General features: G+C 47.9%; 16 protein-coding genes and 7 pseudogenes. 11 read left to right on the top strand and 12 right to left on the bottom strand.

The features are described from left to right. Window positions 1-860: 860 nt before the first annotated feature. Window positions 861-2,105 carry a hypothetical protein gene (locus RS584_RS15585; protein WP_315748264.1) on the top strand — a complete coding sequence of 415 codons (1,245 nt, stop codon included), beginning with the start codon at window positions 861-863 and terminating at the stop codon, window positions 2,103-2,105. Between the two features lie 144 nt (window positions 2,106-2,249). On the opposite strand, the gene RS584_RS15580 is transcribed toward RS584_RS15585, so the two are convergent. Then, the gene (locus RS584_RS15580) at window positions 2,250-2,597 is read right to left on the bottom strand and encodes a hypothetical protein (protein ID WP_315748263.1); all 348 of its coding nucleotides are present in this window, start codon (window positions 2,595-2,597) and stop codon (window positions 2,250-2,252) included. 284 nt (window positions 2,598-2,881) lie between these two features. On the opposite strand from RS584_RS15580, the gene RS584_RS15575 reads away from it, so the two are divergent. Further along, entirely contained in the window at window positions 2,882-3,574 is a 693-nt protein-coding gene (locus RS584_RS15575; RefSeq protein WP_315748262.1) for a class I SAM-dependent methyltransferase, read from the top strand. Between the two features lie 178 nt (window positions 3,575-3,752). Here RS584_RS15575 and RS584_RS23415 read toward each other — a convergent pair. From RS584_RS23415 to RS584_RS15550, 7 genes and pseudogenes are all read right to left on the bottom strand, one after another. Then, a pseudogene (locus RS584_RS23415) lies at window positions 3,753-4,312 on the bottom strand (IS66 family transposase); the annotation flags it as partial. A 99-nt stretch (window positions 4,313-4,411) separates the two neighbouring features. Then, window positions 4,412-4,663 (bottom strand): annotated as a pseudogene (locus tag RS584_RS23410) (IS66 family transposase); the annotation flags it as partial. Between the two features lie 109 nt (window positions 4,664-4,772). After that, complete coding sequence (locus RS584_RS15570) at window positions 4,773-6,557, bottom strand: ABC transporter permease subunit (protein WP_315748261.1); 1,785 nt, start codon at window positions 6,555-6,557, stop codon at window positions 4,773-4,775. A 19-nt stretch (window positions 6,558-6,576) separates the two neighbouring features. Continuing rightward, the gene (locus RS584_RS15565) at window positions 6,577-8,103 is read right to left on the bottom strand and encodes an ABC transporter substrate-binding protein (RefSeq protein ID WP_315748260.1); all 1,527 of its coding nucleotides are present in this window, start codon (window positions 8,101-8,103) and stop codon (window positions 6,577-6,579) included. Between the two features lie 10 nt (window positions 8,104-8,113). Beyond that, complete coding sequence (locus tag RS584_RS15560) at window positions 8,114-9,364, bottom strand: MFS transporter (protein WP_315748259.1); 1,251 nt, start codon at window positions 9,362-9,364, stop codon at window positions 8,114-8,116. Window positions 9,365-9,409: 45 nt separating this feature from the next. Then, complete coding sequence (locus RS584_RS15555; protein WP_315748258.1) at window positions 9,410-10,228, bottom strand: ABC transporter ATP-binding protein; 819 nt, start codon at window positions 10,226-10,228, stop codon at window positions 9,410-9,412. Continuing rightward, window positions 10,225-11,034: an ABC transporter ATP-binding protein gene (locus tag RS584_RS15550; RefSeq protein ID WP_315748257.1), complete on the bottom strand. Its 810-nt coding sequence runs from the start codon at window positions 11,032-11,034 to the stop codon at window positions 10,225-10,227. The genes RS584_RS15555 and RS584_RS15550 overlap by 4 nt, the downstream gene beginning before the upstream one ends. Window positions 11,035-12,161: 1,127 nt before the next feature. On the opposite strand from RS584_RS15550, the gene RS584_RS15545 reads away from it, so the two are divergent. After that, on the top strand, window positions 12,162-17,735 hold the full coding sequence (locus RS584_RS15545; protein ID WP_315748256.1) for a DUF3320 domain-containing protein: 5,574 nt from the start codon (window positions 12,162-12,164) through the stop codon (window positions 17,733-17,735). Window positions 17,736-17,891: 156 nt separating this feature from the next. Then, window positions 17,892-18,083, top strand: a pseudogene (locus tag RS584_RS15540) (transposase); the annotation flags it as partial. An 8-nt stretch (window positions 18,084-18,091) separates the two neighbouring features. Here RS584_RS15540 and RS584_RS15535 read toward each other — a convergent pair. Continuing rightward, window positions 18,092-18,616, bottom strand: a complete 525-nt coding sequence (locus RS584_RS15535; protein ID WP_315748255.1) for a helix-turn-helix transcriptional regulator — start codon at window positions 18,614-18,616, stop codon at window positions 18,092-18,094. A gap of 510 nt (window positions 18,617-19,126) precedes the next feature. Continuing rightward, a pseudogene (locus RS584_RS15530) lies at window positions 19,127-19,333 on the bottom strand (IS66 family transposase); the annotation flags it as partial. Window positions 19,334-19,999: 666 nt separating this feature from the next. On the opposite strand from RS584_RS15530, the pseudogene RS584_RS15525 reads away from it, so the two are divergent. From RS584_RS15525 to RS584_RS15515, 3 genes and pseudogenes are all read left to right on the top strand, one after another. Next, a pseudogene (locus RS584_RS15525) lies at window positions 20,000-20,229 on the top strand (IS4 family transposase); the annotation flags it as partial. 414 nt (window positions 20,230-20,643) lie between these two features. After that, window positions 20,644-22,005, top strand: a complete 1,362-nt coding sequence (locus tag RS584_RS15520) for a hypothetical protein (protein WP_315748254.1) — start codon at window positions 20,644-20,646, stop codon at window positions 22,003-22,005. A gap of 359 nt (window positions 22,006-22,364) precedes the next feature. After that, on the top strand, window positions 22,365-22,619 hold the full coding sequence (locus RS584_RS15515; RefSeq protein ID WP_315748253.1) for a PerC family transcriptional regulator: 255 nt from the start codon (window positions 22,365-22,367) through the stop codon (window positions 22,617-22,619). Window positions 22,620-23,023: 404 nt separating this feature from the next. Here the strand turns inward: RS584_RS15515 and RS584_RS15510 are convergent. After that, window positions 23,024-23,176, bottom strand: a pseudogene (locus RS584_RS15510) (family 1 glycosylhydrolase); the annotation flags it as partial. A gap of 298 nt (window positions 23,177-23,474) precedes the next feature. On the opposite strand from RS584_RS15510, the gene RS584_RS15505 reads away from it, so the two are divergent. The 3 genes from RS584_RS15505 (at window position 23,475) to RS584_RS15495 (ending at window position 25,312) form a co-directional block, all read left to right on the top strand. After that, the gene (locus tag RS584_RS15505; protein ID WP_315748252.1) at window positions 23,475-24,311 is read left to right on the top strand and encodes a hypothetical protein; all 837 of its coding nucleotides are present in this window, start codon (window positions 23,475-23,477) and stop codon (window positions 24,309-24,311) included. Between the two features lie 53 nt (window positions 24,312-24,364). Further along, window positions 24,365-24,883 (top strand): GNAT family N-acetyltransferase, encoded by a 519-nt coding sequence (locus RS584_RS15500; RefSeq protein ID WP_315748251.1) that lies wholly within the window; start codon window positions 24,365-24,367, stop codon window positions 24,881-24,883. Window positions 24,884-25,033: 150 nt separating this feature from the next. Beyond that, on the top strand, window positions 25,034-25,312 hold the full coding sequence (locus RS584_RS15495; protein WP_315748250.1) for a hypothetical protein: 279 nt from the start codon (window positions 25,034-25,036) through the stop codon (window positions 25,310-25,312). Between the two features lie 440 nt (window positions 25,313-25,752). On the opposite strand, the gene RS584_RS15490 is transcribed toward RS584_RS15495, so the two are convergent. Further along, window positions 25,753-26,031 (bottom strand): hypothetical protein, encoded by a 279-nt coding sequence (locus RS584_RS15490; RefSeq protein WP_315748249.1) that lies wholly within the window; start codon window positions 26,029-26,031, stop codon window positions 25,753-25,755. Between the two features lie 59 nt (window positions 26,032-26,090). Between RS584_RS15490 and RS584_RS15485 the strand changes: the two are divergent. Further along, a pseudogene (locus RS584_RS15485) lies at window positions 26,091-26,956 on the top strand (LysR substrate-binding domain-containing protein); the annotation flags it as partial. Window positions 26,957-26,983 lie beyond the last annotated feature (27 nt).

The raw sequence follows: 26,983 nt of genomic DNA, 5'->3' as shown, positions 1-26,983 counted from the left end.
CCGAAACGCTCGAAATGCATCTTTGAAGGTAAATGTGGATATCAGACATGACATCCATAGCCTACATTTCGTGTGAGCAGGGACGGCAAGTTGCCTCAATTCCCGTTCCTGCAGATAACTCAATATGCGTGTCAGCAGTTCCGGCATGCTGCGTATGCACTATGGCGGAATCGCGTATACTTGCAATGGGTATACATGTGGCGAAGTATGTACGGAAACGGGATACGCCAGGCTTAGTTAAGACAACAATCCCCCCATATCCGAAACGGGGTAAAGGCATTTCTGGGAGATTAAGGCAGCAGCGTTCCCTCCAGTGCCTGTTCATTCCTGTAGTCCTGTAGTACAGGGAGGCCGCCGTGACATACCCCGCAACTCGTTAGTCCCAGTTCCGGCTTCCTGAGTTCAGACTTGATATTACGATCACCGATCGCGGGAGACTTTTTTAAAGGAAATACCGATTTTGCTGTACGACTTGGTAATAAAGGAAACTCTGCCACTCTTCCCGTGCGAATAATCGACGTTCAGTGCTCTGTCATTTGCGCTTTTCCTGCATAAATGAATAGACATGGTCTGAGGGCTGCACAGAAGAACTGCTTTCACATGTCTGTCTGCTTTCGCCTTTCCAGGAATGGATGTGTAGAACGAGGTGGTCTGTTTCAAGATATATCACACCCGGGAGCCAGGTGGTTGTTGACAAGCTTCACGTGTTGCTCAGTAAGGAGCCGGTCAGGCTCTGTTTGTAGTGGGCGTCGGGAATCGAGCATCCAACCAGTAAAAAAACCGATCAGAGATTGAATGACGTTACTGATATTGAATGTTACTGTGCACTGGCGCATCATCAAAAAGACTAAGGCGGTTTTGTGTATAAATCCCGGAATATTTTTGCAGGCCCGGAGGGTTCCAGCCCCAATTATGATGAAGAGAAAGTCGTATCCCAGATATTGCCTGATTTATTATCGATGCCTGACGGGAGGCATATATCTTCCTTTGAAGAATGGTTTGCCAGGAAGAGGCCGGAAATAATGAAAGATTATGAACAGTGTATTTTTGGTACTTCACCGTTACAGGCAAAGGTTCATTGCCAGAAAGCCGGTTCAGAACAGGTCAACACGATAAAAGGGATACGGGCTCAGCGTTACGATTTATATCTGAGTGACCGGAATATACGCCTGACACAATTTGTCGTTTTCAGTCCTCTCAATGTTAAGGGGCCTGTGCCTGCATTTCTGGGCCCCAATGTGCTGGGTAATCAGTCCCTGACCCGGTTGTTTCCCCTCCCTTTATCAGGCGCATGGACTTTTCCGCGGCCCTCACTCGGCATTGACGATACCGGACATGCTACTGCGGATTCGGCAGGGGTACACAGTGCAAGGTGGCCTCTCGAAATGATTATTCAACGGGGCTATGCCGTGGTGAGTTTTCACAATGCCGATTTCTTTCCGGATAAACGTGACGGGCGGACTGAGAGTGTACAGCCGTTGTTCGATGCATATTCTGATATCCCCTTTACCTGGGGAGCGATTGCCACCTGGGCCTGGGGGATGAGTAAGGTACTGGACTGTCTCAAAGAAGTTTACTCCATTGATGAAAAGAGGGTTATTGCGACAGGGCATTCCCGGCTGGGCAAGGCCTCTCTGTGGGCTGCTGCCAGCGACGCGCGTTTTGCCGGTGTGATTGCGAATGAATCAGGAGAAGGGGGTTGCGCTATTTCCCGTCGAAAGTTTGGCGAAAGGATTTCAGATATTGCGACGCATTTTCCGCACTGGTTTACTGATGAGTATCAGTCATTTTCAGATGCAGAAGAAACAATGCCCGTTGACGCCCACTGCCTTATCAGTCTTCTTGCTCCCCGGCCAGTGTATGTTGCCAGTGCTGAGGATGATTTATGGTCTGACCCTATGGGCGAATTCACTGGATTAAAAGAAGCCGCAGTTGTGTGGAAGCTTGCAGGTAAAACTGATAGTGAACCCGTGTATCGGAAAATGCCACGAATCAGTACGCCACTTTCGGGAACGCTGAGTTATCACATTCGTTCTGGTGGACACGATATCACGCCTTATGACTGGGAACAGTTTCTTACCTTTGCTGATAAATTTATTAAATAAAAATTACTCACTGAAATAACAAGTTAATAACTTTGTCACTATTATCGCTGTGTCATAAGGATTCATCCGGTGAATGTAACGAAACGGGCATTGACGTGTATTTCTGAAAAGATTTTGAGTACTGGTATGGTTTTGTTAATTATTTCATGCGGTGCTTCCCCGCACGTTCATGTGCCAGAAGGGAAGTGTGACACCATTGCGGATTATGACATCAGTTTCTCCCGGTTTGATGAAACTGCTCAGCAACTGGCGCACGGCACCGGGTGTTTTATCAGGGCGGACCTCAACAGAACGGCTGCGGTCAGGGTAAATCCCGTTAGAGGCAGGATGACCATCCGGGACGCTCTCCGTACTGCGCTCGCGAGGACGGGTCTGAAAGTGACTGAACAGCAGGCTGATTCGATGACAGTCAGATAGTGGATGCGAAAAGAGGATAAAGTATGAGTAAGGCATTGAATTTTTATCTGCTGTCTGCCCTGGCATTTTCAGCATTCACATATTCCGGGCAGAGTGACTCAAGGGACGGGTACAGACTGTGGCGTACAAATGATGCCAACGGCGGAGCCGGGCTTGCCGGGAATAATGGTCAGCGAGGTATGGATGGTTGTCCTGGAGGAACGAGACCCTCCTCTGATGGCAGATACTATCTCCGCGGTACACATAAGGTATGCAATCCCGGGCATAAAAGCTCACCGCACCAGAACAGGCATTCATCCGTGGCACAGCATTATGAAAGGGCCTGAGGTGGTTTAATGCAGAGTGACCGGGAAAGCATAATGGAAACCTACGAGCAGATATACCAGGAACTCCGTAATAACGATAAACCCGCCTGGACTGGTGATGGCTATCCCCGGGCATGGGCAAAACTGACAGAAACGCTCGATTCACTGGCCGCCACGGACCATTTACCCGAGACGGGGAGCCATATCCTGGAACTGGGGTGTGGCAACGGAATGATGGCATCCCTGTGGTTTGCCCGGAAAGGATATCATGTCTGTGGCGTGGACTTTTCGCCAACAGCTATTGACTGGGCGCGTGAAAATTTCGCACGACAGGGGATTTCAGGCGTTTTTCTGCACGATAATGTCTGCTCGCTGGTGCAACTGGGGGAAAATCGCTTCGATCTGATTTTTGACGGCAGTTGCATGCACTGTCTTACGGGAAACCTACGTGGACAGGCTTACAGAGCGGTCAGACGTTTGCTCAGGGAAAACGGGACGTTCATTATCAGCAGTATGTGCGGTGAGCCAGGATATGAGGAAGACCGCCAGCAATATGACGCGATAAGACATATCCTTTACAGGAAAGGCATGCCATGGAGAGCACTGATGCCGCTCATTTCGTTGCAGAATGAAATTATTTCAGCGGGGTTTAGTATTCAGCACGTGAAACTCACCCGCAATCCATGGTGGGACCATGCAACTCTGGCAGTAACGCCATGCTATACAAGTGGACTGAGTCAGCTTTGAAAATTATAGCTTTCTTGAGAGCAAGCACCGTGAACCTGAGTAATTCATTCGTTGGGGGTCATTCATGGACTGTATTTTAGAAGAATATGCTGATAAGAATCCTTTTTTATCAAAGATATGTCAATCATGTACCATATAACCATTTAAAAATGGATACAAATATAAGATTTATTGTCTCTGATGCCAGCAGCGGTTTACTTCGCGCCTGTCTGACAGCAAGACACTCTGCTTTCGGTCTGCCACGTATTTACACCACGATGGCGTACATCTCGTCGATGCGTTTCGGGCCCTTCTTCTTATGGCACTTTTACTGCTGATGTACACGTCGTAGATTATCGGCGGACATGGGGCCAGCCCGCTACTTTGATCAGTGCACCATCCTAACGTCTGGCATTGAGCAGTCGATCATAACCTGTGAACACATCCGTCTGCCGGATACTCCGAAAGGGACGAAGGGGCGGCTATGGATGTTTTCCCTGCCGGTCCGGAGAGTACACAAACCACGCTGCTGAGAGATCTGGTGAACTGGCATTCCGGTCATCTCGTACATAGCTCCAGATGCGCCCGGTTTTCGTATTTTTTCTGTCCGATGCCAGCACCGGCACGGAGTGTCATCCGTATGCAGCTTGCGGGTGTCTATCACCTGGCCGTAAAGCGACTCCTCCAGCGGACTATTAACCGGCAGCATGCTTCTACCCAATTGGAGAGCTGCGCCACCGTCAGGTCCACATCCTGCCTGTGGGGATTACTTTCAGGGGGCTGGCAACCAGCTCCAGTTGCACCGCGCTGATATCCCTGAGTTGACGACGCAGACTGCCACTCCACCTCATGCAGTCTACAGGGTTCTGCGGGCTCCAGTCGGTGCCTTTCAGGGGAAAGGTGTTCCCGTGGAAGCGGGTGACGGTATCGTGACTGGCAGGGAACCTGAGGGGCGTCTTCGCGCCCGTTGCAACGATCACTTTCCTGTTTGAGCTGTTTCAGCCGCGCTTTAACATGAGTCACCTCGTGGCTCAGTTTTTCTGAACGGGTGCAGAACACCATTCGGCGCAGTTTCTTCAGTTGCGCACGCAGATCCTCTGTATCTCGTTCCATGCCATTGAAGGTTTTTTCAGATATCGGTGATACAGGCAACCAGCCAGATACGGGTACAGAAGATGATGCCCCCAGCTTCAAAAACAGCTTCTGCGACAAAGGAGCATCATACGCGCTTAACTTTTCGACCCGTTAACCCCGCCAGACTTACCCCCATGACTGACAGTATCCCCAGCGCAGATGCCGGAGCCAGTACCACCCAAAAACCACGCTCCAGATAAGGCATCCCTTCAGCAAGAACCCTTCCCCATTCCGGCTCAGGTGGCGAGGCTCCAAGTCCGAGGAATCCCAGTGATGCTAAAGCCAGCGCAATTCCGGGTAATCGTAACATGGCATGACGGAAAAGAGGGCCAATTAACGCAGGAAAAACATAGAACAGATTCTGGCGTAACCAGCCAACTCCGATAACGGGTAGCATATTAATATAAGGTCTGGCACGAATTTCAGTGACCAGCGCGGCAGTATGCGTGGCGAGGGGAGCCCAGCCTACAGCTGCTATTGCGATGGCGGCCCCCGAGCTGCCGGGACCGCTGACTGACACGACAAGCAAACCAGCAATGACAGGAGGTAACGCATTAGCCATCTCGGTTGGTCCTACAAACACGCGGGGAAAGAGACCAATTATTAATCCGAGACACAAACAAATAAATGAGACGATTAGCGCCAGAATACAGGTATGCACAGTGCCATGTGCAACACGCGCGAGCAAATCACGCCCCATTGCGTCAGCGCCAAAGGGCAATGCAAAAGATGGGGGAGCCAAGCGCGGGAATCCTGACAAATAAGGATCCCGCGGTAAGCCAGTCAACAGAAGCACTGTCAACGCGACAGCACAGATAATCGGCAGGATGAATGACATTCGGCCATTGTCTTCATCAGGCTCTTTTGTTGCTGGCATGGATGAAGTACGTAACGCCCGGCCCAGGATGAGATATCTGATGCCAGCAGCCAGTATTCCGAACAAAAAAGCAATAACCAGAAGAAATAGAATACCTGTCTGTAACGCAGGAAGATCCAGCGCGACCACGGCTCCCAGCGTTGCTCTCCCCAGTCCTGGGATAGCAAATATTTTTTCTACCGCCACTGCGCTTCCTGTAAGGGAGACCAGGATAAGACCAATTAACGGCATCACAGTGGATAATGTTCGTTTAAGTACTGCGCAGGTGATATGCCATCGGGATATTCCAGAGACTGTCCATGTGATAATCCAGTTCTCACTGAAAGTCGCGGCTAATGCATCAGAGAAAATACGGCCCAGATAGCCGCCTGCCGGTATTCCCATTGCCAGTGAGGGCAATACTGCATAGTGCAGACTATTCCAGCCGTAAGGGGGGAACCATTCCAGCCAGACTGCGCCGACGACCAGTAAAAAAGATGCCAACAGAAACTCGGGCAGTGAGGTAAATATTGCCGAAAAGAAGCCTGTCGAACGATACGAGCGTCCATGGAGTCCGCGGCGAAAAGTAGGAACACAAATCACAGTTGCCAGGAAGAAAGCCACTCCGGCAGACATGATCATCAATGTCAGTGATACCTGGGCCGCCTGTAGCATACCGGGAAGAACCGGGTGCCCAGAAATCCAGGATTTTCCGGCATCTCCCTGCAGGAGGCCACTGATCCAGTTAATGAGCAGTTGCCGTGGACCCTGTTCTAGCCCCAGTGAAAGTCGAATCGCTGCCAGTGCTTCTGACGTCGCTTCCTGCTCGGCGGAGCGTGCACGAAGTAATGCCAGGGCTGGATCCTGACCTGAAAGCCATGGCAACATCCCAATCAGTACGATAATACCGGCCAGCGTCATGGTTCGTGACAGCAACGTCACCAGGGAACCTGGGACCAGATAATTGACCTGATTAATTTTGGAACAGATCCGGCAGGACAGCGATTCACTCATTGATTACCAACTCCTTTTATCACTGTACTGTAGAGCGTTGATCGCCAGCGACTAACTGCGTCTGGCTGTTAATAAGCATACGCTCACGAGGATCACGAACCGCGTTTTTCAGTGCGGCGCTCTCCCCCTGAATGACTCGTTCGTGCAACATAGGAATAGCAGCATCGCTGGCAAGGATCATATTTTCTGCTTTCATGATTGCCTGACGGCGGGCCTCACCGGCTGGCGTTTCACTGGCTTTTTTCAGCGCTTCGTCAATCATCGGGCGGCACAGTTGGGAAATATTGAACGAGCCTTCACAGGAGAAATCGCTGTACATATAGGCGACGGGATCACCCGAATCCAGAACGGTGGCACGGGACAGGATAAAGGCATCAAACTTACCGGCCAGTGCATCAGCCTCAATCTGAGAGTATTCGCGAACTACCTGTTTTACCGTAAAGCCGGCACTTGTCAGTTGCTGAGCCAGATAAACAGCAACTTCCGGTAATTCAGCACGATCGCTGAAAGTCGCCAGTGTTATGGTTGCACCTCCTGGCGTACCGGGATTGACGGGACTGGTGACAGGCTTACGTAATTGATCAGCCCACGGTAACGCGGGCCCTAGAAGTCCCTTTGCAACATCGGCCCGTTTTTCATATACCGTATCAACAATTTGTTGACGATTTATGGCCTCCCTTACCGCTGCGCGCATGGCGGGGTCTTTCATCACCCCCCGGGCGGTATTGAGATAAAGCGTATTGGTTCTGGGCATCGGCACTTCATGCACCAGGGATTGATCCAGAAGAGGAGCCTGAGATACGGGAATGGCTTCAATGATATCGGCGGTACCGGTGCGCAATGCGGCCGCACGCGCAGCGCCATCCGGTACAAAGCTGGCGTCAATGCCGCTGGCTTTCGCTTTCCCACCCCAGTAACCATCAAAACGATCTAGCGATGCGCTACTCGTTCCGTTCACGGTGCGTAAGATAAAAGGTCCCGTCCCTGCATTGACCGGATCCACAACGCCGTGCTCTTTATATGCATTCAGGGACAGAATCGCGAGTTGAGGACTGGAAAGTCGCTGAGGGAGAAGAGGATCCGGCTTTTCGGTAGAAACCAGCACGGCATTATCGCTCTCAGCCCTCACTGTAAGTTTTACACCATCAAGAATTCGCGGTTTGGGCGTGGCTGTGGCCGCGACGCTGAGGGCGTTGACGACAGCCTGTGCGTTCAGCGCTGTGTTATCATGAAACATGACATTCGGGCGTAATTCAAAGCGCCAGGTGGTTTCATTAACCTGTTGCCACCGGGTCGAAAGTGCCGGTTGCGCGTCACCCGCGCTATTGAGAACTACCAGCGTTTCTACTGTACTCCATCGCGATAATTTAAACGCGTCATCACTGAGCGGTGTCAGGCCAGAGCGAGGCGGCAGAAGATGTGCCACTTTAATTCTGTCTTCTCTGGCATTGACTGTTTCGTCCTGCGGTTCATTAAAACAACCGGTCAGCAGCAGGGTTGCTGAAAGAAGCCCGTAAACCGGCCAAAATGTTTTATCCGTATTCATTCAAGAGTCCTTATTGATCAACTGTGCGGCGGAGGGGTAAACCCCGGCAAATAAACAGCATGGCTGCAGAACTGCATAACGGAATACAGCCCATTAACAACCATGGAATATATGCAAGTGCAGAAGGAACCAGTGCTTGATCCAGTAATCCGCCAAACCCAAAACCTCCTGCCAGGACGGCCACGCCTCCCATGGATGAAAGTGCCCCGTAATGTGCCCCCAGATTTTTATCTCCGGCAAACGCGGGGATCAGATCCATACCGACAGGAACAATGAGCATCTGGCCGAATGTCAGCAACGTCACCAGTGAAATCGCCGGGAGCAGGCGTAACCCGTTGTCAGGAGGCGATGTACTGGCAAACAGCGCAACGCTAAAAAAGGCTAGTGACAGCAGTAAAAAACCAGCAGGTAACATCTGTGATGCCCCTCTCCGCCGGGCAAAACGTGCCAGTGGTAATTGAAGGAATATAATCAACACAGAGGCCAGCATAAACAGAGGTCCAAGATCTGACTCACTCCCACCAGAACGACGCAGTTCGACAGGTAACGCCAGGTATAGCTGGTTATAACTGAACAGATACGCACTGTACGCGAAAATGAAGGCAACAAAGCGTTTCTGCTGAAATGCGGTCCACCAGGGGGCGATCTGCAGGTGGCCGCGATGATTAGGATTTGCAGGCAGAGAGAAATACAGCGTAATAAGCGCAAGAAGGAAGATGACCGCACCACCCAGAGCCACATACTGAAAGCTATATCCTGTCAGCAACGCTCCCAGCAGCGGCCCGATGACCGCACCCAGTTCCCCACAAACAGAGAACAACGCAAACCATTCGGAACGGCTACGTTTGCCTTCTTTTTCACTTTGTGTACCGGCTTGCGCTATCAGGGACTCTATCGCTGGCGAGAAGAGTGCGCCACCGACCCCGGTCAGACAGGCACCCAGAGTTACTCCCCATAACGAAGTACTGGTCGCAAGCAGCAAATATCCCGTGATACGGATTAGGCAGCCCCAGAGGATGACGATGCGCCCACCAAACCTGTCGGTCAGCGCCCCGCCCACCAGAAACATGCCCTGTTGCGAAAATGTTCTGAGGCCAAGAACCAGACCAATGGCTGCACCTGACAGTAGCATGTCATCCCGCAGGTAAATCGCAAGAAAAGGGACAACTGCATAAAATCCGGTATTGAATATAAACTGGCTGGTCAGCAGTAATGGAGGTAAAGATTGTAAGCTCTTCCCTGAGATCTGTTCCGGCTTCATGGTATTCATTTCGTTAAAATTAATAATATGTTTGTGTTCTGCCCGTCAAAGACGGGTTGACAAAATCCCTGGTACGGCTTTAAGTAACTGGCGGGTATGAGGATGATGGGGCAAGTGCAGTAACTGTTGAGTCGGGCGATCTTCAATGATTTTACCGGCCTCCATGACCAGAGTTCTTTCGCATAATCCTGCCAGCATAGATATGTCATGGGATACCAGTAGTAACCCCATACGGTTTTCTTCCGCTACCCGTAAGAGCAGGGATTTGATTTGTTCACGTAATGGCAAATCAAGCCCACTTACCGGTTCATCTGCCAGTAAGAAAACCGGCTGGATAATTAACGCCCTTGCCAGAGCGACACGCTGAGCCTGACCTCCCGAAAGCGAACCGGCTGGCTTGTCCAGGAATCCGGGACTGAGCTCAACCTGTTCTAGGGCTTGGGCAAGGTCAGGAAGGGCGTTACCGCTATGACTCAGTCGCCTGAGCGGTTCACTGAGGATATCTTTAATCCGCATCAAGGGAGGAAGTGTACTTGCTGGCTCCTGGGGAAGATACTGAACCCGGCGACGATACCATCTCAGGGAGCGGGCAGAGCCAGGAGTAACAATCTTCCCGTCGCAATAAATCGTCCCGTTATCAATATGTTCCAGGGCCAGGATTGCCTTGAGCAATGTGGACTTTCCACAGCCTGATACACCAACCAGCCCCACACGTTCATGCCGCCGTAGCGTCAGAGATAAATGTTCAAGAATGGCACTTTTCGGGGCATTTTGGGGCCAGGGCGAAACGGCTCTGCCCCGATACTTAGTAATATTGTCGACGTGAATGAAATCATGAGTGGCAAATTTAAATGAAGAATTCATCCGACCAGCACCTCATGAGAGTGTGCTGCCAGTAACTGATCAGCATTTCGTGCTGCCTGAACCAGTTTGCGTGTATAAGGATGTTCTGGAGTATTCAGAAGTTGCACCATGGTGCCACACTCTACAATCTCGCCTTTTTCCATCACGATCCCCCGCTGGCAGAGCTGAGCGGCAACGGCAATATCGTGGGTAATGAAAAGCAGTGCCGGTGAAAATGCAGGCGTTGTACGGTTGCTCAGTACCTGTAAGACCTGCTGCTGACTGATCACATCCAGCGCTGTTGTTGGTTCATCCGCAATCAGTAAATCGTTTTTCCCCACAAGGGCAAGAGCGATGCAGATCCGCTGACGCTGACCACCGGAAAGCTCAGAAGGATATCGATTCAGCAATTCAGGGATATCGCTCAGCTTTAGTGAGTCCAGTAAGGAAGTCAGCACTGCGTCATCACTCGTTTTCAATGCCAGAGCCAGCTGACGGCCAACCGGCATTAATGGATTGAGGGCAGTAGAGGAATCCTGAAAGATAGCCGATACACGGGTAGTCTGTGGTCGACGGGAAGGTGGTATTCCACTAATTTCAACTCCATTGATTCGGACTGTACCCTGTAATTTCAGCTCTGCTGGTAATGTACCGATGATAGCTTTCGCTGTTAACGATTTGCCTGACCCCGATGAACCAATAATACAAACTCGTTCTCCTTTAAACACGCGTAAGTTGATATCTCTGACCAGATGATGAGCATCTATCGCAATGCACAAATTTGCTGCATCAAGCACAGGTATGGGGTAAGGGAGATTGTTGTTCATGTAAAATGCATTGTTGTCATAAGTTATGTAATAACATAACACTCGCCTTTGTCTCATTGCAAATTACGTCGGTTTGTAACTCATTTTGTTGCGTATAACACGACGATAATATGCTTTTAAAGCTCATGATTTTTGTAGGTATACAACTCGTACTGTCTGTCAAAACTGATAGTAATTCAATATGATAGCGTCATCTTATTATAGCTGCGGCAGGAACAGCCATTACCGGCTATTCCCGCGCTGGATATGCGAGGCTGACACATCAGGTTGTTACCTTGGGTTCTGTTGTGGCTGTGTTAGAGGGGCTATGGGGGGATTCTGCGAGGGGTGATCAGCAGTTGTATAGCAGACCGAAACGTTTTCGTATTATTCTGTGCCTCTGACTCCGTCGGCGCAGTAGCTTAACTTCTGTACACTGGTGTTTCATTACTTACTCACGTATCTACGGAGCACGTTAAGTTGATCTGACGTCCCGCTCAGGACGTCTGGCGGCGAATGAGCTTTATAAAAAGACTGGCTTCATTAAACGCCAGACTAATGTGTACCGGCGGGGATTGCTGGAAAAGTAGGATCTTTGATTGTCCTTTCAGCACTTTAATACTGAAGAATACACTTCGATCTGGTGTGGATATCAGAAAGTGATCTACTATTAGGAACAGTTATGTAGTTTTGGGACCGGGATATCCGCCACTAACTGGATGATAAAAAGCTAAGCCAGAAGCTCCTTCCTGTCAAGATCAACCGAATGATTACCAATAGGTGTTACTAGAAAAAATATATTTTATATGAACAGGCTCTTGGTTGAAGAGAGGAGAGTTTTATTCTGTTTTTTTTGTTTTACGCAGAATTAATTTTATATGTGTTGTAGATTTTTGTTTTTCTGTCACAGATAAAGATGCCTTAACAGTGAGGTGTGTCACTCTACGGGAAACAGGCTAAAGCCTGTTCCCCACTCAGCAGAATAGAAGCTAGTGTGAAAGGGCTTTACTAACCTTGATTTCAACGATATCGATTAGAATTATCCTAAAAAAATGGCTAAGATGGTAACATTCTGACGTTGAATACCTTCGTTACGCTACAGACTGGGTATGCAATGATGATTTTATGGAACCCACGGAATCCCAGCCATGTATAATAACGAAGATTCACTGTTTAAGAATACCAGTCTTTCTCTTCAGCAAAAACTAGAACGAGCTCGCACAGAGCTTCTTGACTTATCTGCGCGCAATAAACTCCTCAATATCCCTCGCTCTAAGACTGCCAAACTCTTAGACATTATCGATGAGAGGTCTACTGAGATTTATCGTTTACTGGTTAAAGAAGGGAAAGCATTTACTTTTCTACCGGGACGGGTAGGCAGGAAGGGGGAATTAATTGATGTTGAGGACATTGAAACTGATTCGGATGAATCTCTTGTGGATGATAGGTTACTTGTTTTTGATGATGATGTAGCTCCGAAAGCGATCAGTGCTGAGCATCAGGATACAAAACTACAAACAAGGCTAACTCCGCAAGGTTTGCAAAAGAGATTGTTGGATCTTTACCACGATTCTAAAACGTTAGAAGAAGAACAGGGTGTAAACATACTCTATCTGACGCTCGGAACCTTAAAATGGATTGATCCCAATAATAAAGAAAATGTCAGATATGCCCCTTTAATCTTGATCCCCGTGTCTCTTGAGCGTGGAACTGCTGGTGAGAGGTTTAAACTACGGGCAAGGCAGGATGAGATTAGTGAAAACCTTTCTCTGGAAGCATATCTACAGCGAGCACATGAGATTTTATTGCCTAAGATCAACACCGATGAGGAGCTGGATCTTTCAGGGTATATCAATGAGGTCGCTCAGGCGGTGCAGACAAAACCTGACTGGAGCGTTCAAGAAAACGATATTACTCTGGGGTTCTTCTCCTTCGCTAAGTTCCTCATGTACCGGGATTTAGATCCAGAAAACTGGCCAGAGAATGACAATATCACAGAACAACCTCTTATTCAGTCACTTATGGTTGATGGGTTTGATGAGAGGGATGAAAGGATTTCAGATGATGCACCTATAGATCCTTTTATTTCGCCGAGGGATATGCTCCATATCATGGATAGCGATACCTCCCAAACTCTTGCTATCCATGATGTACGGAAAGGGAAAAACCTTATTATTCAAGGTCCTCCTGGGACAGGGAAATCTCAGACGATTGCGAATGTCATTGCTTCTGCAGTGGCAGATGGCAAAACTGTCTTATTTGTCGCAGAAAAAATGGCCGCGCTTGAAGTGGTGAAACGTCGCCTTGACCATGCGGGTGTGGGCGACGCCTGTTTAGAGTTGCATAGTAATAAGACGAATAAAAGGGTCTTCCTGGAGGAATTGAAAAGGGTCTGGGAGCTGGGATCTCCAAGAGGTGAGTTCCCAGACACACTGGTAGGAAACCTAACGGAGGCGAGGGATAAACTTAACGAGCATCCGGCAAGGCTGCATAAGATATATCATCCTTCAACTTTCTCTCCCTATCAGGTCATGGGGCATCTTGTTCGGTTACGTCAGTTAGGCCAGGCTCCGACCGATTTTCATCTCGAAAAATTTGAGCATTGGAATGCCAGCGATCTTGAGAAACGTCTTGAGCTCGTGAAAGAGATTGTTGATCGCATCCGGGATATGGGGTTGCCCGCTCAGCATCCGTGGAATGGCGTTGGTCTTGAGCAGATATTACCTATAGATGTAGAAAAATTACTTCCACGTCTGCAAGAGCTTGAAAGAGATGTTGGATGTCTTAAAAACGTTGTTGCAAATCTGTCTGCTGAGCTTTCTGTTACACCCGTACCGGAAACATTCTCTTCAATTGATAAATTAGTGGAGGTTGCTGAATGCATCAATAAAGCCCCCGACCTGTCAGCGAAGGCCTTTATTTCTGCTGTTTGGCATGATAATGCGCCTGCAGTTAAACGACTTATTGCAGTGGGTAAGCAGTATCAGCAAGCTCGCTTGGATCTTGTGGCAGATATAGTAACTGAAGAAATTGAAACTCCAGTTACCGAACTGGAAGATGCGCTGGCAAGGCTTCCTCGTGATTTTCAGGTTAATGGTTTTTCTGCCGCTCGTTCTCTGGTTAAACCTTTATCTAAGTTGCGTCTTGATGCTGCTCGTTTACATGAAGAACTCGGTACTCAGGAAGGGTATTACACCGTTCAGGAAATCGAACGTCTCATCACCTTGGGTGAAAGAATTGCTGCCGCCCCTAACGCCAGTCCCGACGCCTTTATCGCATCAGTCTGGGATCATGGTATTGAGAAAGCTGCTGAGCTGGTTAAGTCGATTGCCTCCTTCAGAACCGTTAGCGAAGCTCTTGATTCCCACATTAATGAGGTAGCCTGGAATACGGATGTTCAGGAGGCCAGAAATCTCCTGGCTAGCCATACTGGTATTTTCCGATATCTCAATGGAAACTGGAGAAAAGCGAGGGGACTTGTTGGTTCTTTACTGCAAGATCGCTCGTTGCCCGTTGAGCAGCAGATCTTATTGTTGGACAAGTTGATTAAGGCTCAGGCAGAGAGGAAAAAAATTCAGGAAGGTAATGATTTTGGTCATTCTGCTTTCGGTAGTGATTGGCGCGGCGAAAGAAGTGACAGCTCTTCTTTAATGGCATTAGTTGAATGGATGAGAACGCTCCGTGGTGTAGGCGCTGAGGCTCGTTTGTTGGCCAGCCGGCTTATTGACCGCGAAGGTGTGAAGCTTCGTGCGCAACAACTAAGCCAGTTACTGCAGCAAGTTCGGACCCAGTTAGACATCTTATGGAGCGCGTTCGGTTTTTCACCTGAGGAATATTTTTCCAATCAGGTATCTATCACCCGCGTCTCATTAGTTTTCATTGAAGAGAAAATCCAAAATCTCATAGCGATTGATGAACAATGCTTTCGTGTAATGGTTAACCCTCCTGCTCGTATTGATGAGCGTAGCCAGCTAATCACCCGAATAGTTGAGTTGCAGAAACTGATTGCAGAAATACGTGCAGAAGCCCCGCTTGCAAAAAGCGCTTTTGACGAACAGTGGAAAGAGCTGTCATCTGATTGGGATTATCTGAGTCAGGCTTGTTCCTGGTTAGAGGAGAACTGTGCGTTACGTTTCGTAGCGGCAAAACTGACAGACAGAGCTGAAACTGCCCATATTGCACGAGAAACTCATCTGTCCAGCCAAAAGATAGTCAATGGACTGGAACAAGTCGCGAGGGAATTAAAAGGAACAATCGAAACCCTTTTGGGTTCATCATCTGATAAATTAAAGATAGCGCTTGTGTGCGAGAAGCTTCAAACATGGGCAGAAAATTCAGAACAACTCTCTAAATGGGTTGCGTACCAGCATCGTGTTACGCAGGCCCGAAAATATGGATTATCTGAAGTAGTAGAAAAACTTGCTAGTGGGGATCTTTCGCTAGATTCTGCTATTTCTGCCGTCGAGCGGACCTATTTTGAGTCGTTACTTAAAATTATGGCTCTCGAAGAACCCGATTTAGTACGTTTTGATGGTGAGCTTCATTCTCGTCAGGTTGCAGGATTTGCAGAGCTTGACCTTAAACGTATCAAAGCCGCCAGTCTTGAGGTTGCGCGTGTCCATCATAGACAAATCCCATCCAGGAGTGGTGGTATCGGCCCTGTGGGAGTTCTGCGTTCGGAAATGGTGAAAAAAAGGGGGCATTTACCCATTCGTCAGTTAATGCTAAAGGCTGGAGTGGCGATTCAGGCACTCAAGCCGGTCATGATGATGAGCCCGTTATCTGTTGCTCAATTCCTCATCCCGGGAAAACAAAAGTTCGATCTCTTGGTCATGGACGAAGCGAGTCAGATACAACCAGTTGATGCGATTGGCGCAATTGCTCGCTGTAAGCAGGTTGTAGTCGTCGGGGATGAACGCCAACTTCCACCTACGCGATTCTTCGCTAAAATGACAGAATCTGCTGCGAATGATGATGATGAAATATCTCAGGTTGCTGATATAGAGAGTGTGTTGGGCCTGTTTGTTGCCAGGGGATTACCTCAACGTATGCTGCGGTGGCACTATCGCAGCCGTCATCAATCGTTGATTGCTGTATCCAATAGCCAGTTCTATGAGAATAAACTCTTCATCGTGCCGAGCCCGTATACTCAGGAAGCAGGTATGGGACTGCAATTCCATCACATCCCGGATGGTGTGTTCGAATCAGGCGGTAAGGGAACCAATACGATAGAAGCTAAAGCTGTCGCTAAAGCAATCATGGAGCATGCCCGTAAATATCCGGAACAGTCGCTCGGTGTTGCAACATTTTCTGTTTCCCAGCGTAAGGCTATTCAGGACGAGCTCGAGTTACTACGCCGTCTGAATCCCGATTTAGAAGAGTTCTTCAATGCGCATCCGAGCGAGCCTTTCTTCGTTAAAAACCTTGAGAACGTACAAGGTGATGAACGTGATGTAATTATGATCTCCGTCGGCTATGCCAGAAATACGCAAGGATACATGGCGATGCGTTTTGGTCCCCTGGGGTCAGAGGGAGGGGAAAGAAGGTTGAATGTATTAATCAGCCGAGCCAAACGTCGATGTGAGGTTTTCGCTTCGATCACAGACGAAGATATTGATTTGGAAAGAGCAAAGGGCAAGGGTGTATTTGCCTTTAAACTCTTCCTGCAATATGCCCGTACCGGTCGGATATCGTTAGCTCAACGGACTGAAAGAGAAATGGATAGTGTATTTGAAGAGCAGGTTGCTGATGCGCTTCAGAAAGCGGGTTATCAAGTCCATCCTCAGGTAGGTATTGCTGGATTCTTTATAGATTTAGCTATTGCTGATCCAGATATGCCTGGGCGATACTTGATTGGTATTGAGTGCGATGGTCGTGCTTATCATTCATCACGTTCTGCGCGAGAACGCGATCGGTTGCGTCAGGCTGTACTTGAAGATCATGGGTGGATTATCCATCGTATCTGGAGTACGGATTGGTTCCACCGTCCTGAAGAACAACTGGAACGAACACTCCAGGCTATAGAGTCTGCCAAGAAAGAGCTATCAGAACGGACTGAACAATTGAGGCAAAGGACTCGTGCAGTACCTGTTGAAATTGTGACTGTCGATAGGGGACCAGTAGTAGAAATTGGTCTTGTCGATTCGGATACTGCGAAAGATTCTGATATTGCCTATGTGGAGGCCATTCCATCCGCTAATATGGGGTATGAACTGCATGAAACCCCCTTGGGTATTCTCAGCGAAATTATTGAGCAGATAGTTGAGGTTGAATCTCCTGTTCATGTAAGCGAGGTTATCACCAGGTTGCGAACGGCCTGGGGATTACAACGTGCAGGGGCCAGAATTGAGGCCGTTGTGAACAGAGCTGTTAATCTGGTCTGCAATAAAGGTAATATCTATCAGGATGGACAATTTTTAATACATCAGAAATCAAATATTATCTTACGAAACCGACAGAATGTTCAGTCGTCGGGACTGCGTAAATCCGAAATGTTGCCGCCTCAAGAGATTGCTGTCGGAATTTCTCAGGTAGTAAAAAATAACCTTGGTGCGACAGAAGAAGAGATAGTTATGTCTATCTCTAGATCTCTTGGATTTAAAGCCACAAGTGGAACTTTACGTAAAGTTATTTCAGAGGTAATTGAACAGCTTCTCTTTAAAGGCATCATTCTAAAAGAAGATTCTCTTATTATTGAGGGTAAAGAAATAGTTACAGAGTGATTTTTTAATTAAGATAAACTCAAAGTATATTCTTTGAGTTTATCATTTTAATTTCAATGATAATTCTTGGTGGATCCCACTCCGAAGTAGCTGTGCGAATCGCCACGGCTTTAACAGACACCTCAGAGCCATTAAATGGCTTACAGAGAGGCGCCCATGAGTAGTAAGCGTTATTCTGAAGAGTTTAAAATTGAAACAGTTAAACAGGTTGTTGATCGTGACCATTCTGTTTCCAGCGTTGCAATACGTCTCGATATCACCACCCACAGTCTTTACTCCTGGGTAAAGAAAGGCGGGCCGGACTCTTCTATTAACAAAGAACAGTCAGATGCTCAGGCTGAGATCCGTCTAACCGGTTACGCTCGTTGAACGATAATCTCAGAGGATTGGTCACGAATTTCTTCATTAACCGCCGTTAAGACGTTAAGTCCCGGGGTGGCGGAAATGCTACCGTAAATCATGTTTTTCTGGAGGAAAAGTTCTGCAATGGATTTCCCTCCAAGCTTCTTTAAAACAGAGTGAATATAGTCTTTGGACGTGCGTTTTGTGATTGAAAAAGAAGAAGCAATATCTTCATCTGAGTGTCCACTAAGGAGCATGCGCGCAACGGAATATTCTCTTACTGTCAAAGTAAGCATATTCTGACTACTCTGTACGGGCAGATAAATGATGTCAAGAATGGCAGGAGTAAGATCCGCGATTTGAACTGTAATATCAACAAAATTTGGCGCGAATTCACCGTTCCAGGCGATCGGGCTTCTTTGCAAGAAACAGATCCTAGCACCAGCTGTGTATAACGAACTCAATGGCTCTATATCAGCCTCTCTAAGCTGACATTCGATAAAAAAAGTATCACTGCAGTGGGCATCATGGCTTCTCATATCCTGAATAGAGAATAGACATAGGTTAATGTTATGTTTTGTTAATATAAATTTCATCCCAGAAAAGAGAAGGTGATTATCTGTAATTATATATACTCTCATTATTATTATCCTATCGAATAGTAAGCATCTTCTCAATGCGCTCTGGTGAGTTTCTGACACATTCGACAAAGTATCCACCACCAAATAATGGTGGGTGAAGGAGTAGCTTCTGATAAAACGGACGCGGCTAATTAACTGATAACATGGCATCATGATATTCGCCCTTATACGGATGCAGATTATTATAGTCTTACATCCATTCTGCCATGCCGTTACTTTCTGGGCTGCGTAATGGTGTGGTAAACACTGAACCCCGGTGAACTGGCAAACGTGCGCCTGCCATCGGTTATGTAGTAATTGTCGTTATCGGCCAGCCTAAGGGATGCGGAACTACCAGTGTGTTACCTAACTTTCGTTAGCGCTCAGTGAGCGCCTTATTGCCAGTTATTTAGTGGTAATAACTACGATTCACGGCAGAAATTCTTCAGCCCAGTTAGAAAACCATTCCTGCAGAAAACTCAAACTGTGGTACAGGTACGCTTCCGGATCGATACCGTTCAGACGGTACGTCTCGATCAGTCTGTACAGCAGGGGTCATGCTCGCCCGCCGTGAACATTACCGAAGATATAATTCTTCTTGCCAAGGCAGATAGCACGCAGAGTTCGTACTGCTGTTGTATTATTCTCTGATCCTACTAGATCAGCACCACCGTATATTCGCATACGATCGTATTTACTCGAAAAATAAGTTAATTATCATTATTTGTTGTCAAACGTTCACTTATACAGGAAAATTCAACCAAGCATTTCCTTGTGATGATGGACATGCCTTTTAAAGAAAATTTGTTTTTCTTAACCCGCGTATGCGGGTTTTTTCTACCTATGAATCAGATGACCTCTCATCTGAGAGGTATTATTTATCCTCCACCCATGACGCTTCCCTGATGCGGAGGTGGGGGGGGGGGGCCAATATGAACAAATTTGTAACCGGTATCGCCTTGGACACTTCCGGAAACATGATCCGGAATGGTGTTCTGGCAAAGTTCAGTCCGGACTAATGGAGCTCTATAGGAGTGCTGGCGGGTATCGCAGGGATCGTCATAAGCGGACTGGTTACTGGTATTTCAAGCGCAAGATAGTGAATGTCTAGGTAAAGGCGCTGGCGACAGTTATATCACGTAATCCCCAGAAAATGCAGATGAATAATTTTATGTAGTCTTCCTGACATACTGGTTTTTCACCTGCTGTCAGACAGGATTCATGGCCACACTGGTGATCAATTTTTTCCCGTAAAATACTCAAGAGCAGGCCTCCATTCCAATAACACAAGGGGGACCGGATTACCGGGAGATAAAACAGACGATGCAACTGAGCAGGTTGACGCTGAGAAGTAAAAAGCCGAAGCTTGTGGAGCAGGAACTGTGGGGGTATTACTGGCGTAAAATCTGGTGAGATATCAGATGATAAAAATGGCGGAACATCTGAAAGGTTACTGGCCGAATCAGCTGAGTTTCTCAGAGTCATGCGGAATGGTCATCAGGATGTTGATGACCCTGCAGGGTGCTTCACCGATAAATAACTGGCAATACGGCACTCGCTGAACGCTTATCTATAAGCTGTTTTAAGAAAAAGTTGTCTAATCAGTAAACCTTAATGTGACACCGAAAGGACGGTAACTTAAACGCGATTGTAACTGACGGAAAAGAATTCTGTTATGCGCCTTGATTCATGAAACTTCCTAAAATACAGAAGATTAGGTTCATCAGAGCCCTCTCTATTAATCGAACTCAACCAGTTTGAGAGATTTTCAGAAACAAGAATAATAATCATTTCCATTGGATGTGATATATTTTACCTGCCAGTGCCAACATATATTTCTCATGGCGGCAAATAAGACCAGACGAGTGGGTGACAACCGGTGATTAACGTGAACGCTGGCATTGTCTGCGTTGAGGTGCTGCATCAATACAATTTATGGGGATAAGATGATAAGAATTTCAGTCCGTTCAGTACTGCTGGCCTCCGCTGTTGCGATATTAACTGCGACAACTGCATTTGCCAATAGCCAGTGGACAACCGCCACTACTACCTTTCCTGGCAGTATCCGTGCCGGATCACGGGAAGTACCTGTTAAGCCCGGAGATAAAACCTCTATAGCTATTAAGAACCTTCAGACGGGCACGACCGTCACCATACTAAAGGGGGATGAAGTCCTGACCCCTGAACCACTGACCGCCGACGAGAAGGGAAACCTCACTATTCCGCTGACGGTTCCAGCCGATGCTGCTCCAGGCCTTCATCCACTCACGGTTATCACGCAAAATCCCGCCAGCGTGTCGCAGGTCATGTTGAAATTGTCCCAGGTTGTACCCCCGCAAAACGCTGAGGCTTTCAGCCTGCAAACAAAGCCCGTCGGCGAGCGAGCGTACCAGTCGGCAGTTTCGGCTGACGGGACGCTGTTCGTTACCTCTGCACGCGGCCCGAAGGATGGTAGCCGCCTGCTGAGACTGAACGCCGGAACCCTAGCTGTCGAAGCCGAGGCCGAGCTGCCTAAAGACAGAAAGGGTGAGCAGATTGGTGTCTTCGGTGTCGGTGTCGACAATGTCCATGATCACGTCTGGACGACGAACACCCTTGCCGAGACGGTGACCGTCTATGATGCAAAAACGCTTTCCGTCGTGAAAGTCTTCTCGGAAGGTTCGGTCGCGCACCCACGCGATGTGATTATTGATGAAAGCCACAATCGCGCCTATGTCAGTGCAGCGCTGACCGGTTTTGTCGAGGTATATGACACAAATACACTTGAACACGTCGGCCAACTGGAGTTCCTGGTAGAGCGTGGCAAAACCCTGTTTAACAGCACCGATCTTGCCCTCGACAGCACCGGTGGGAAACTCTACGGCGTCAGCCGCGATACGCCATGGGTGGGTTGGATTGATCTCAAAACGGGCAAGAGCACGACGGTGAAAGTACCTGAGGCGCGGGGCGCAACCGACATCGCTCGCGATCCTGAGACTGGTCGTCTTTATGTCGCATCACAGGAAACAAACAATGTCGTGGTTCTTGATGCGAGTGGCAAAGTTCTCGCGGATACCTACATCGGTGCCGGAGGCGTCTCTGTCGTCTGGGATGCGGTGACGTCGCAGGTTTTCGCCGCGACGCGTGCGGGCGGAACGGTTGCTGTTCTGGATCGGGACGGCAAACTGGTCGCCAATATCCCAGTGGATGATACGCCAAACCACCTGGCCGTCGCGACTGATGGCGCTGTTTATCTGGTGTCTATGTATGGGACTGCAGGGGATAAACTCCAGACTGGTTCTGTGACGAAAATCACATTCAAGAAATGACGGCATTAATCCGCTACGTTATTCGTGGACTGGTCGGCCTGGCCTGACATTATTATTTATCCCCAGCCGTCCATCCATGGACTGGGGATTAGTCCAACCAGGCTCTTAAGAAAACAGTTGGCTAGGAGGAGGGGGCTTTACGAACACACGAGGTAGCTTCACGTGTTGCACGAGCAAAGGATACCTTTCTGCTGGCGCATAGCCTCTGATATACGCTCTAGAGTGGCTGTTTCCTCCTGTGGCAGAACACACAGGATGTACTACGTCAGTAAGGCTTCAGGAGCCATTTTGCAGTGGGACCGATGAAAGAACCTATATCCCGGAGTGAAAGAAAACACGGTATTATACGGTCAGATGCAATGACTGACAGACGGAGCAATATGGAGCTGAACGATAAACTTGCTGAAGAGCTGGAGAATCGCGGTCAGTGGCACCGGGCGGCACGTCGCTGGCTGGTGGTACTTGATAACACCATGGGCGATAAAGCGCGGGAGGCAATCGCCCGTCGGCGTGAGCACTGTATCAGTATGGCCTCCAGTATTCCACCAGATGGGCGGAGGGCTGAAACCAAACGACGTTATAAACTGCAGAGCAGATATAACGATGGCTACTGAAGCTGGCCTGTAGCAACAAGCGCTATGGTTCTTTTTACCAGACTGCCGACATAATCGGGCCTGTGAATCGTCCTATGCTTTTCGTGTTTAGCTGATGACGCCCTGAAGTTAGATTTGCAGAACAGAGCAGGGGCGTTGTTATGGTCATTGATGAGTCAGTGAGTATTAGCTGCGGTGAGGTATTGCCGGGAAGGCACGGGCAAAGACAAGCTGATTATGCAGGGTGAGGAGTGCGGCAGGCAAACCAGAGGTTAGCCTGCCTGCCGCTCTGGCCGTTCATTATCGATAGTGCGAATATAAACAATTTGCAGCCAGTTGCGCATTTTACAACATTGTTTGTGCAACACCAGAACAAAAATTCAGTCACTCCCGTCAGCTTGAAATGGGGACGGGCGGAGGGCATATTCGATGCTATCTTTCGCTCCAGGTCCGTTTTCTACGATAAAAATCGGTTTCTGGTAACTATCCCAGAGGACATTGTTCAAGGTACGTAAACCTACATCAATTTGCCAGCCCCACTCTTAATTGGTTAGATGCGAATTACATTCCATACTCAGGGTACCCTTGTCACCCGGCAGGCGCTCTAATACGTCTCCGAAGATACCATGCGGCTGCAGACCTGAGGCCAACAAGACTTTCCTTTTTTTCCAGATATGCCCCCTCCACCTGATTTGCAGCTACCGTGCCAACCCACATGAACTCTTTGGAAATATCTTCATCTGTCTCCCTCGTTAATGTTTTGAATCAGGAAAGTCACAATTTATGAATTATATTCCTTTTGTTTGAATTTCATCATTGTATGAAAATTACTTTTTTTGTAATATTAGAATAGAATCTGGTTGGCCGGGGAATGAAATGATTATTTCGCTTGATAAATTTCTTCTTGACAAGAAAATTGTCTTTCTGGGTGAATCAATTCATGGCGTGGACAGATTTAATACGTTCAGGCTGTTTGTTGCCAGAAAACACTTTAAGGAAATGAGCATTCTCGTTTTTGAAGCAGACAGCTCCGGAATGTCATTTTCCCATAACTTACATGAAAACGCGATAGAAAGGATGGCTAACTTCCCGAAGGTAATGAGGAACAGGGAAATTCAGGATATTCTTGCATGGTCAATTAAAAATGATATTCCTTCTCTGGGAATAGATTGCATCCCCCGGCGCCGGCTTCATGACTTTCCGGAACAATGGAGACAGTACAGGCAACAAGAAGTTCTCCTGTATGAGAAGTACAAGCTCGGCTCACTATATTATGAATGGCGAGCAGGTAAAATGGCAGATAATTTGATGATGCTTTTAAATCAATATCCTGAACACAGATTACTGGTTATGTTGCATAATCTGCATATAAAATGCAAAGGCAGTTCTGAAACTGGAAAATTAAAAGTTACTTCTGTCCGTGAACTGATTGAGATGAAACTTCCAGGCATCAGTGTTTCATTCGGTCAATTTGCGAGAAGTGGTAATGCCTTACATAATGATTTATCCTATTTTTCTTTTAACATTACTGACCCGTTTGTAATTGAGAATTACCAGAAAGGTACGGGTTCAATGTTCATTGAAAGAGAAATGATACCAGTAAATATATTTGCATATCACCATGCCTTTGAAAAGGAAACAATACCTGTATGGGAGCAATATGATGGATGTATTATTCATCAGAATGTTAATATACCTACAATCATTGCGTAGCTGTTCCGTGTGCTGCTAAATTTATATTTGTCCTGTGCTGAGTGTGTTTTGTTATGAATATAAATAAAAATTTTAATTTAAAGAGTGTTTCTGAACGAGAGGCGTTGAGAGAATTTCTAAAATTGTGCTGGTGTCAAACATATACAAAACAATTAGGGGAAGACATAACGCTGACTATGATCAGGACATTAGATGATGAAAGTTTAGGTGGTTTATTAGATGATAAAGATATTCATGTCGTGCTGGCAATGATGGGTAAAAAAATCATCGGTAGCTGTATGTATGCCATACGGGATAATGTTGCATACATATGGGGTGTTTATGTCATCAAGTACGCACAATCTTCAGGTACCGGGCGTGCAATGATAGAGGCCGTTGCGAATGCGATCCCCAAAAATACCGCTATGCAAGTCATTGTATTAGAGGTCAGCATAGGGGCCATTGAATTTTATAAAAACCTCGGTTTCAAAATATGTGGAAAAACAAAATATGTGTTACCTGATGGCGATGAACAATCTGCAATTATCATGACTGCCTCTAAAATCCTTTTATCAAAAAATAATGGATGTTAATGCCTTTTTATTTCATCGTCCCGATCTTGCATTGAGCGTTCTTGTCTATTTTCCGGTTCAGTTGTGTTTTACATGACATCATGAATTCCCTTCCTGTAAAAACCACCAGTTTCGGTCCCCGAGAGAGCATAAAGACTGAAAGAGTAAATTGTGAGCGATGGGGTAGAGCATGCGGTGCAAGAAGATTTCAAGCATGCCCTGATAGTCTACCGCCATCGCGCTGGCAAAAAATATCGCCAGTTTTGGAAGTTGATTGAGCACTTCTTCAAAGCGCTTGCAGCTGCATACCGCAACGGTAAGGGGGTCTTCAGGCACGATATCGAGCTGGCAACGATAGCGTGTGAAAAACTCCATTTCAGCAAGAAGTTGCTCATCTCATTCCATCGTGCCCAGCTGAAAACGGCGACCATTTTCCGCGCTGTAACGTAGGGATATTCTACCTGATTCGACCATGATTCAACGGTCTACAACCTGGCCCTGATGATAAAGATGTTCATTTTCAGCAATAAGCTGCGAGTCTGAGAGCCGTTCGCGAAATGTTCTCTCAATAAACGCATCGTCCTGCTGCCAAATGCTATGAAAACGACCTTTAGTGAGTGGCTTAAGCTGCATGTTTTAATGTCTGTAAGTAAGTTAATCCTGCTGCTGAATGCCAGTATTTAAGTGATGATGTCGTTTGAAGGGTGCTTCATCGTTCGCAACTGGAAACAGTGTACATCCTGGCCTTCCTGGTCGCGAGCGGTTTGTTGAGAGGATAATGAAATTGAATTTAAGCGCCGGGTTTATCAGGAGAAAGCATCGGGAAAAGCCATTTAAATCAGGGATTGAGCTCGGTTAAATCTGGGGGCTCGCGCCGCCGGAGAACCGTGCTATTTCATTGCTCCCTCAAAGGTGACTTTGTCATTTTCCCCACTGGTGATGGTCTGCTGATGAAGGCTATCGGCGAGTGTCACGTCATTGAAGGCGAAAAACGCCCAAGCCTGCGGCGTGTTGGCGAACGTCACCTCATCAAATTGACTGTCGTGCAGGAAAGAAATGCTGGTTGCTTTGGTATTACGGAAGCTGACGCTGGAGAAACGCAAATTCTGGTGATAAGCATCATGAGGGTAGGTTATCCCAAACGACTCCGCCATTTCGGCGACCGTCATTTATTTCATTGCTTAATGACATTTTGCCATCAATGCTCAAGCCAGTAGAGATTCATATTATGCGAAGAAAACTCCCCAGCAGTACCTCTCTGCAGGCCTTTGAGGCTGCCGCCAGGCACGGTATTTCGCCCGCGCGGCGGAAGAGCTATCGCTTACCGAAGGGGCGATCAGCCGACAAATTGTCCGGCTTGAGTCCCTGCTGAACTGTAAGCTGTTTGAGCGGACGGGGAGCCGGGTACGGCTGAACCCTATCGGGGTACGCTATGCCCACCATGTACGCGAAACGCTGGAACGGCTTGAACGCGACACTCAGTATCTGATGGGGGCAGCGAACGGCAGCCGAAGTCTGGAAATCGCCGCGCCGCCCACCTTCGCCAACAGCTGGCTAATTCCCCGCCTGGACGATTTTCATCGCCAGCACCCGGATATCACGCTGAACATCGCGGTCAGAACCGATCCATTTATCATCACCGGCAGCGGTTTTGATGCGGCAGTTCACTTTGAACATCCCGCATGGGCCGGAATGCACATACAAGTGTTGTTTAAGGAGAGGCTGCTGCCAGTGTGCCACTCAGCCTTACTCACGGGAAGGGACATCGTCAGCCAACTGAACGAGCTGCCGCGCATTCATCGACGGCAGAATCCCGATACCTAACATCACTACGCTGAAGAGTGCGGAATTATGCTGGATAAACCGGCGCAGGGGGTGCGCTACGTACTGCATGAAATGGCGATCACCGCCGCGCTGGCCGGGCAGGACGTTGCGCTGGTGTTTCAGGTTTATGTCGAAAAAGAGCTCGAATGCGGGCTGCTGGTTGCACCCTGGCCGCAGGCCCGCAGCCTGAGTAAGCGCTTTTGTCTGGTGAAGCCGCTGGAAAGCGGGATCAATGAATCAGCGCTGCAGGCGTTTGAACAGTGGCTGGTGATGGCAATAAAAGGCCCGACAGCAAGC

Source organism: Enterobacter sp. DTU_2021_1002640_1_SI_PRY_ASU_LCPMC_013, assembly GCF_032389435.1.
Classification (GTDB): Bacteria; Pseudomonadota; Gammaproteobacteria; order Enterobacterales; family Enterobacteriaceae; genus Enterobacter; species Enterobacter hormaechei_C.
Note: the sequence above shows the minus strand (reverse complement) of the source record. Positions and strands in the feature narration are given on the sequence as shown.

Coding starts and splice junctions, on each gene's coding strand:
- RS584_RS15545 (WP_315748256.1), top strand. CDS start 12,162: ATGTATAATAACGAAGATTCACTGTTTAAGAATACCAGTCTTTCTCTT.
- RS584_RS15515 (WP_315748253.1), top strand. CDS start 22,365: ATGACTGACAGACGGAGCAATATGGAGCTGAACGATAAACTTGCTGAA.
- RS584_RS15570 (WP_315748261.1), bottom strand. CDS start 6,557: ATGAGTGAATCGCTGTCCTGCCGGATCTGTTCCAAAATTAATCAGGTC.
- RS584_RS15535 (WP_315748255.1), bottom strand. CDS start 18,616: ATGAGAAGCCATGATGCCCACTGCAGTGATACTTTTTTTATCGAATGT.
- RS584_RS15550 (WP_315748257.1), bottom strand. CDS start 11,034: ATGAACAACAATCTCCCTTACCCCATACCTGTGCTTGATGCAGCAAAT.
- RS584_RS15500 (WP_315748251.1), top strand. CDS start 24,365: ATGAATATAAATAAAAATTTTAATTTAAAGAGTGTTTCTGAACGAGAG.
- RS584_RS15490 (WP_315748249.1), bottom strand. CDS start 26,031: ATGACGGTCGCCGAAATGGCGGAGTCGTTTGGGATAACCTACCCTCAT.
- RS584_RS15505 (WP_315748252.1), top strand. CDS start 23,475: ATGATTATTTCGCTTGATAAATTTCTTCTTGACAAGAAAATTGTCTTT.
- RS584_RS15560 (WP_315748259.1), bottom strand. CDS start 9,364: ATGAAGCCGGAACAGATCTCAGGGAAGAGCTTACAATCTTTACCTCCA.
- RS584_RS15520 (WP_315748254.1), top strand. CDS start 20,644: ATGATAAGAATTTCAGTCCGTTCAGTACTGCTGGCCTCCGCTGTTGCG.
- RS584_RS15565 (WP_315748260.1), bottom strand. CDS start 8,103: ATGAATACGGATAAAACATTTTGGCCGGTTTACGGGCTTCTTTCAGCA.
- RS584_RS15575 (WP_315748262.1), top strand. CDS start 2,882: ATGGAAACCTACGAGCAGATATACCAGGAACTCCGTAATAACGATAAA.
- RS584_RS15555 (WP_315748258.1), bottom strand. CDS start 10,228: ATGAATTCTTCATTTAAATTTGCCACTCATGATTTCATTCACGTCGAC.
- RS584_RS15580 (WP_315748263.1), bottom strand. CDS start 2,597: ATGCTGAAAATGCCAGGGCAGACAGCAGATAAAAATTCAATGCCTTAC.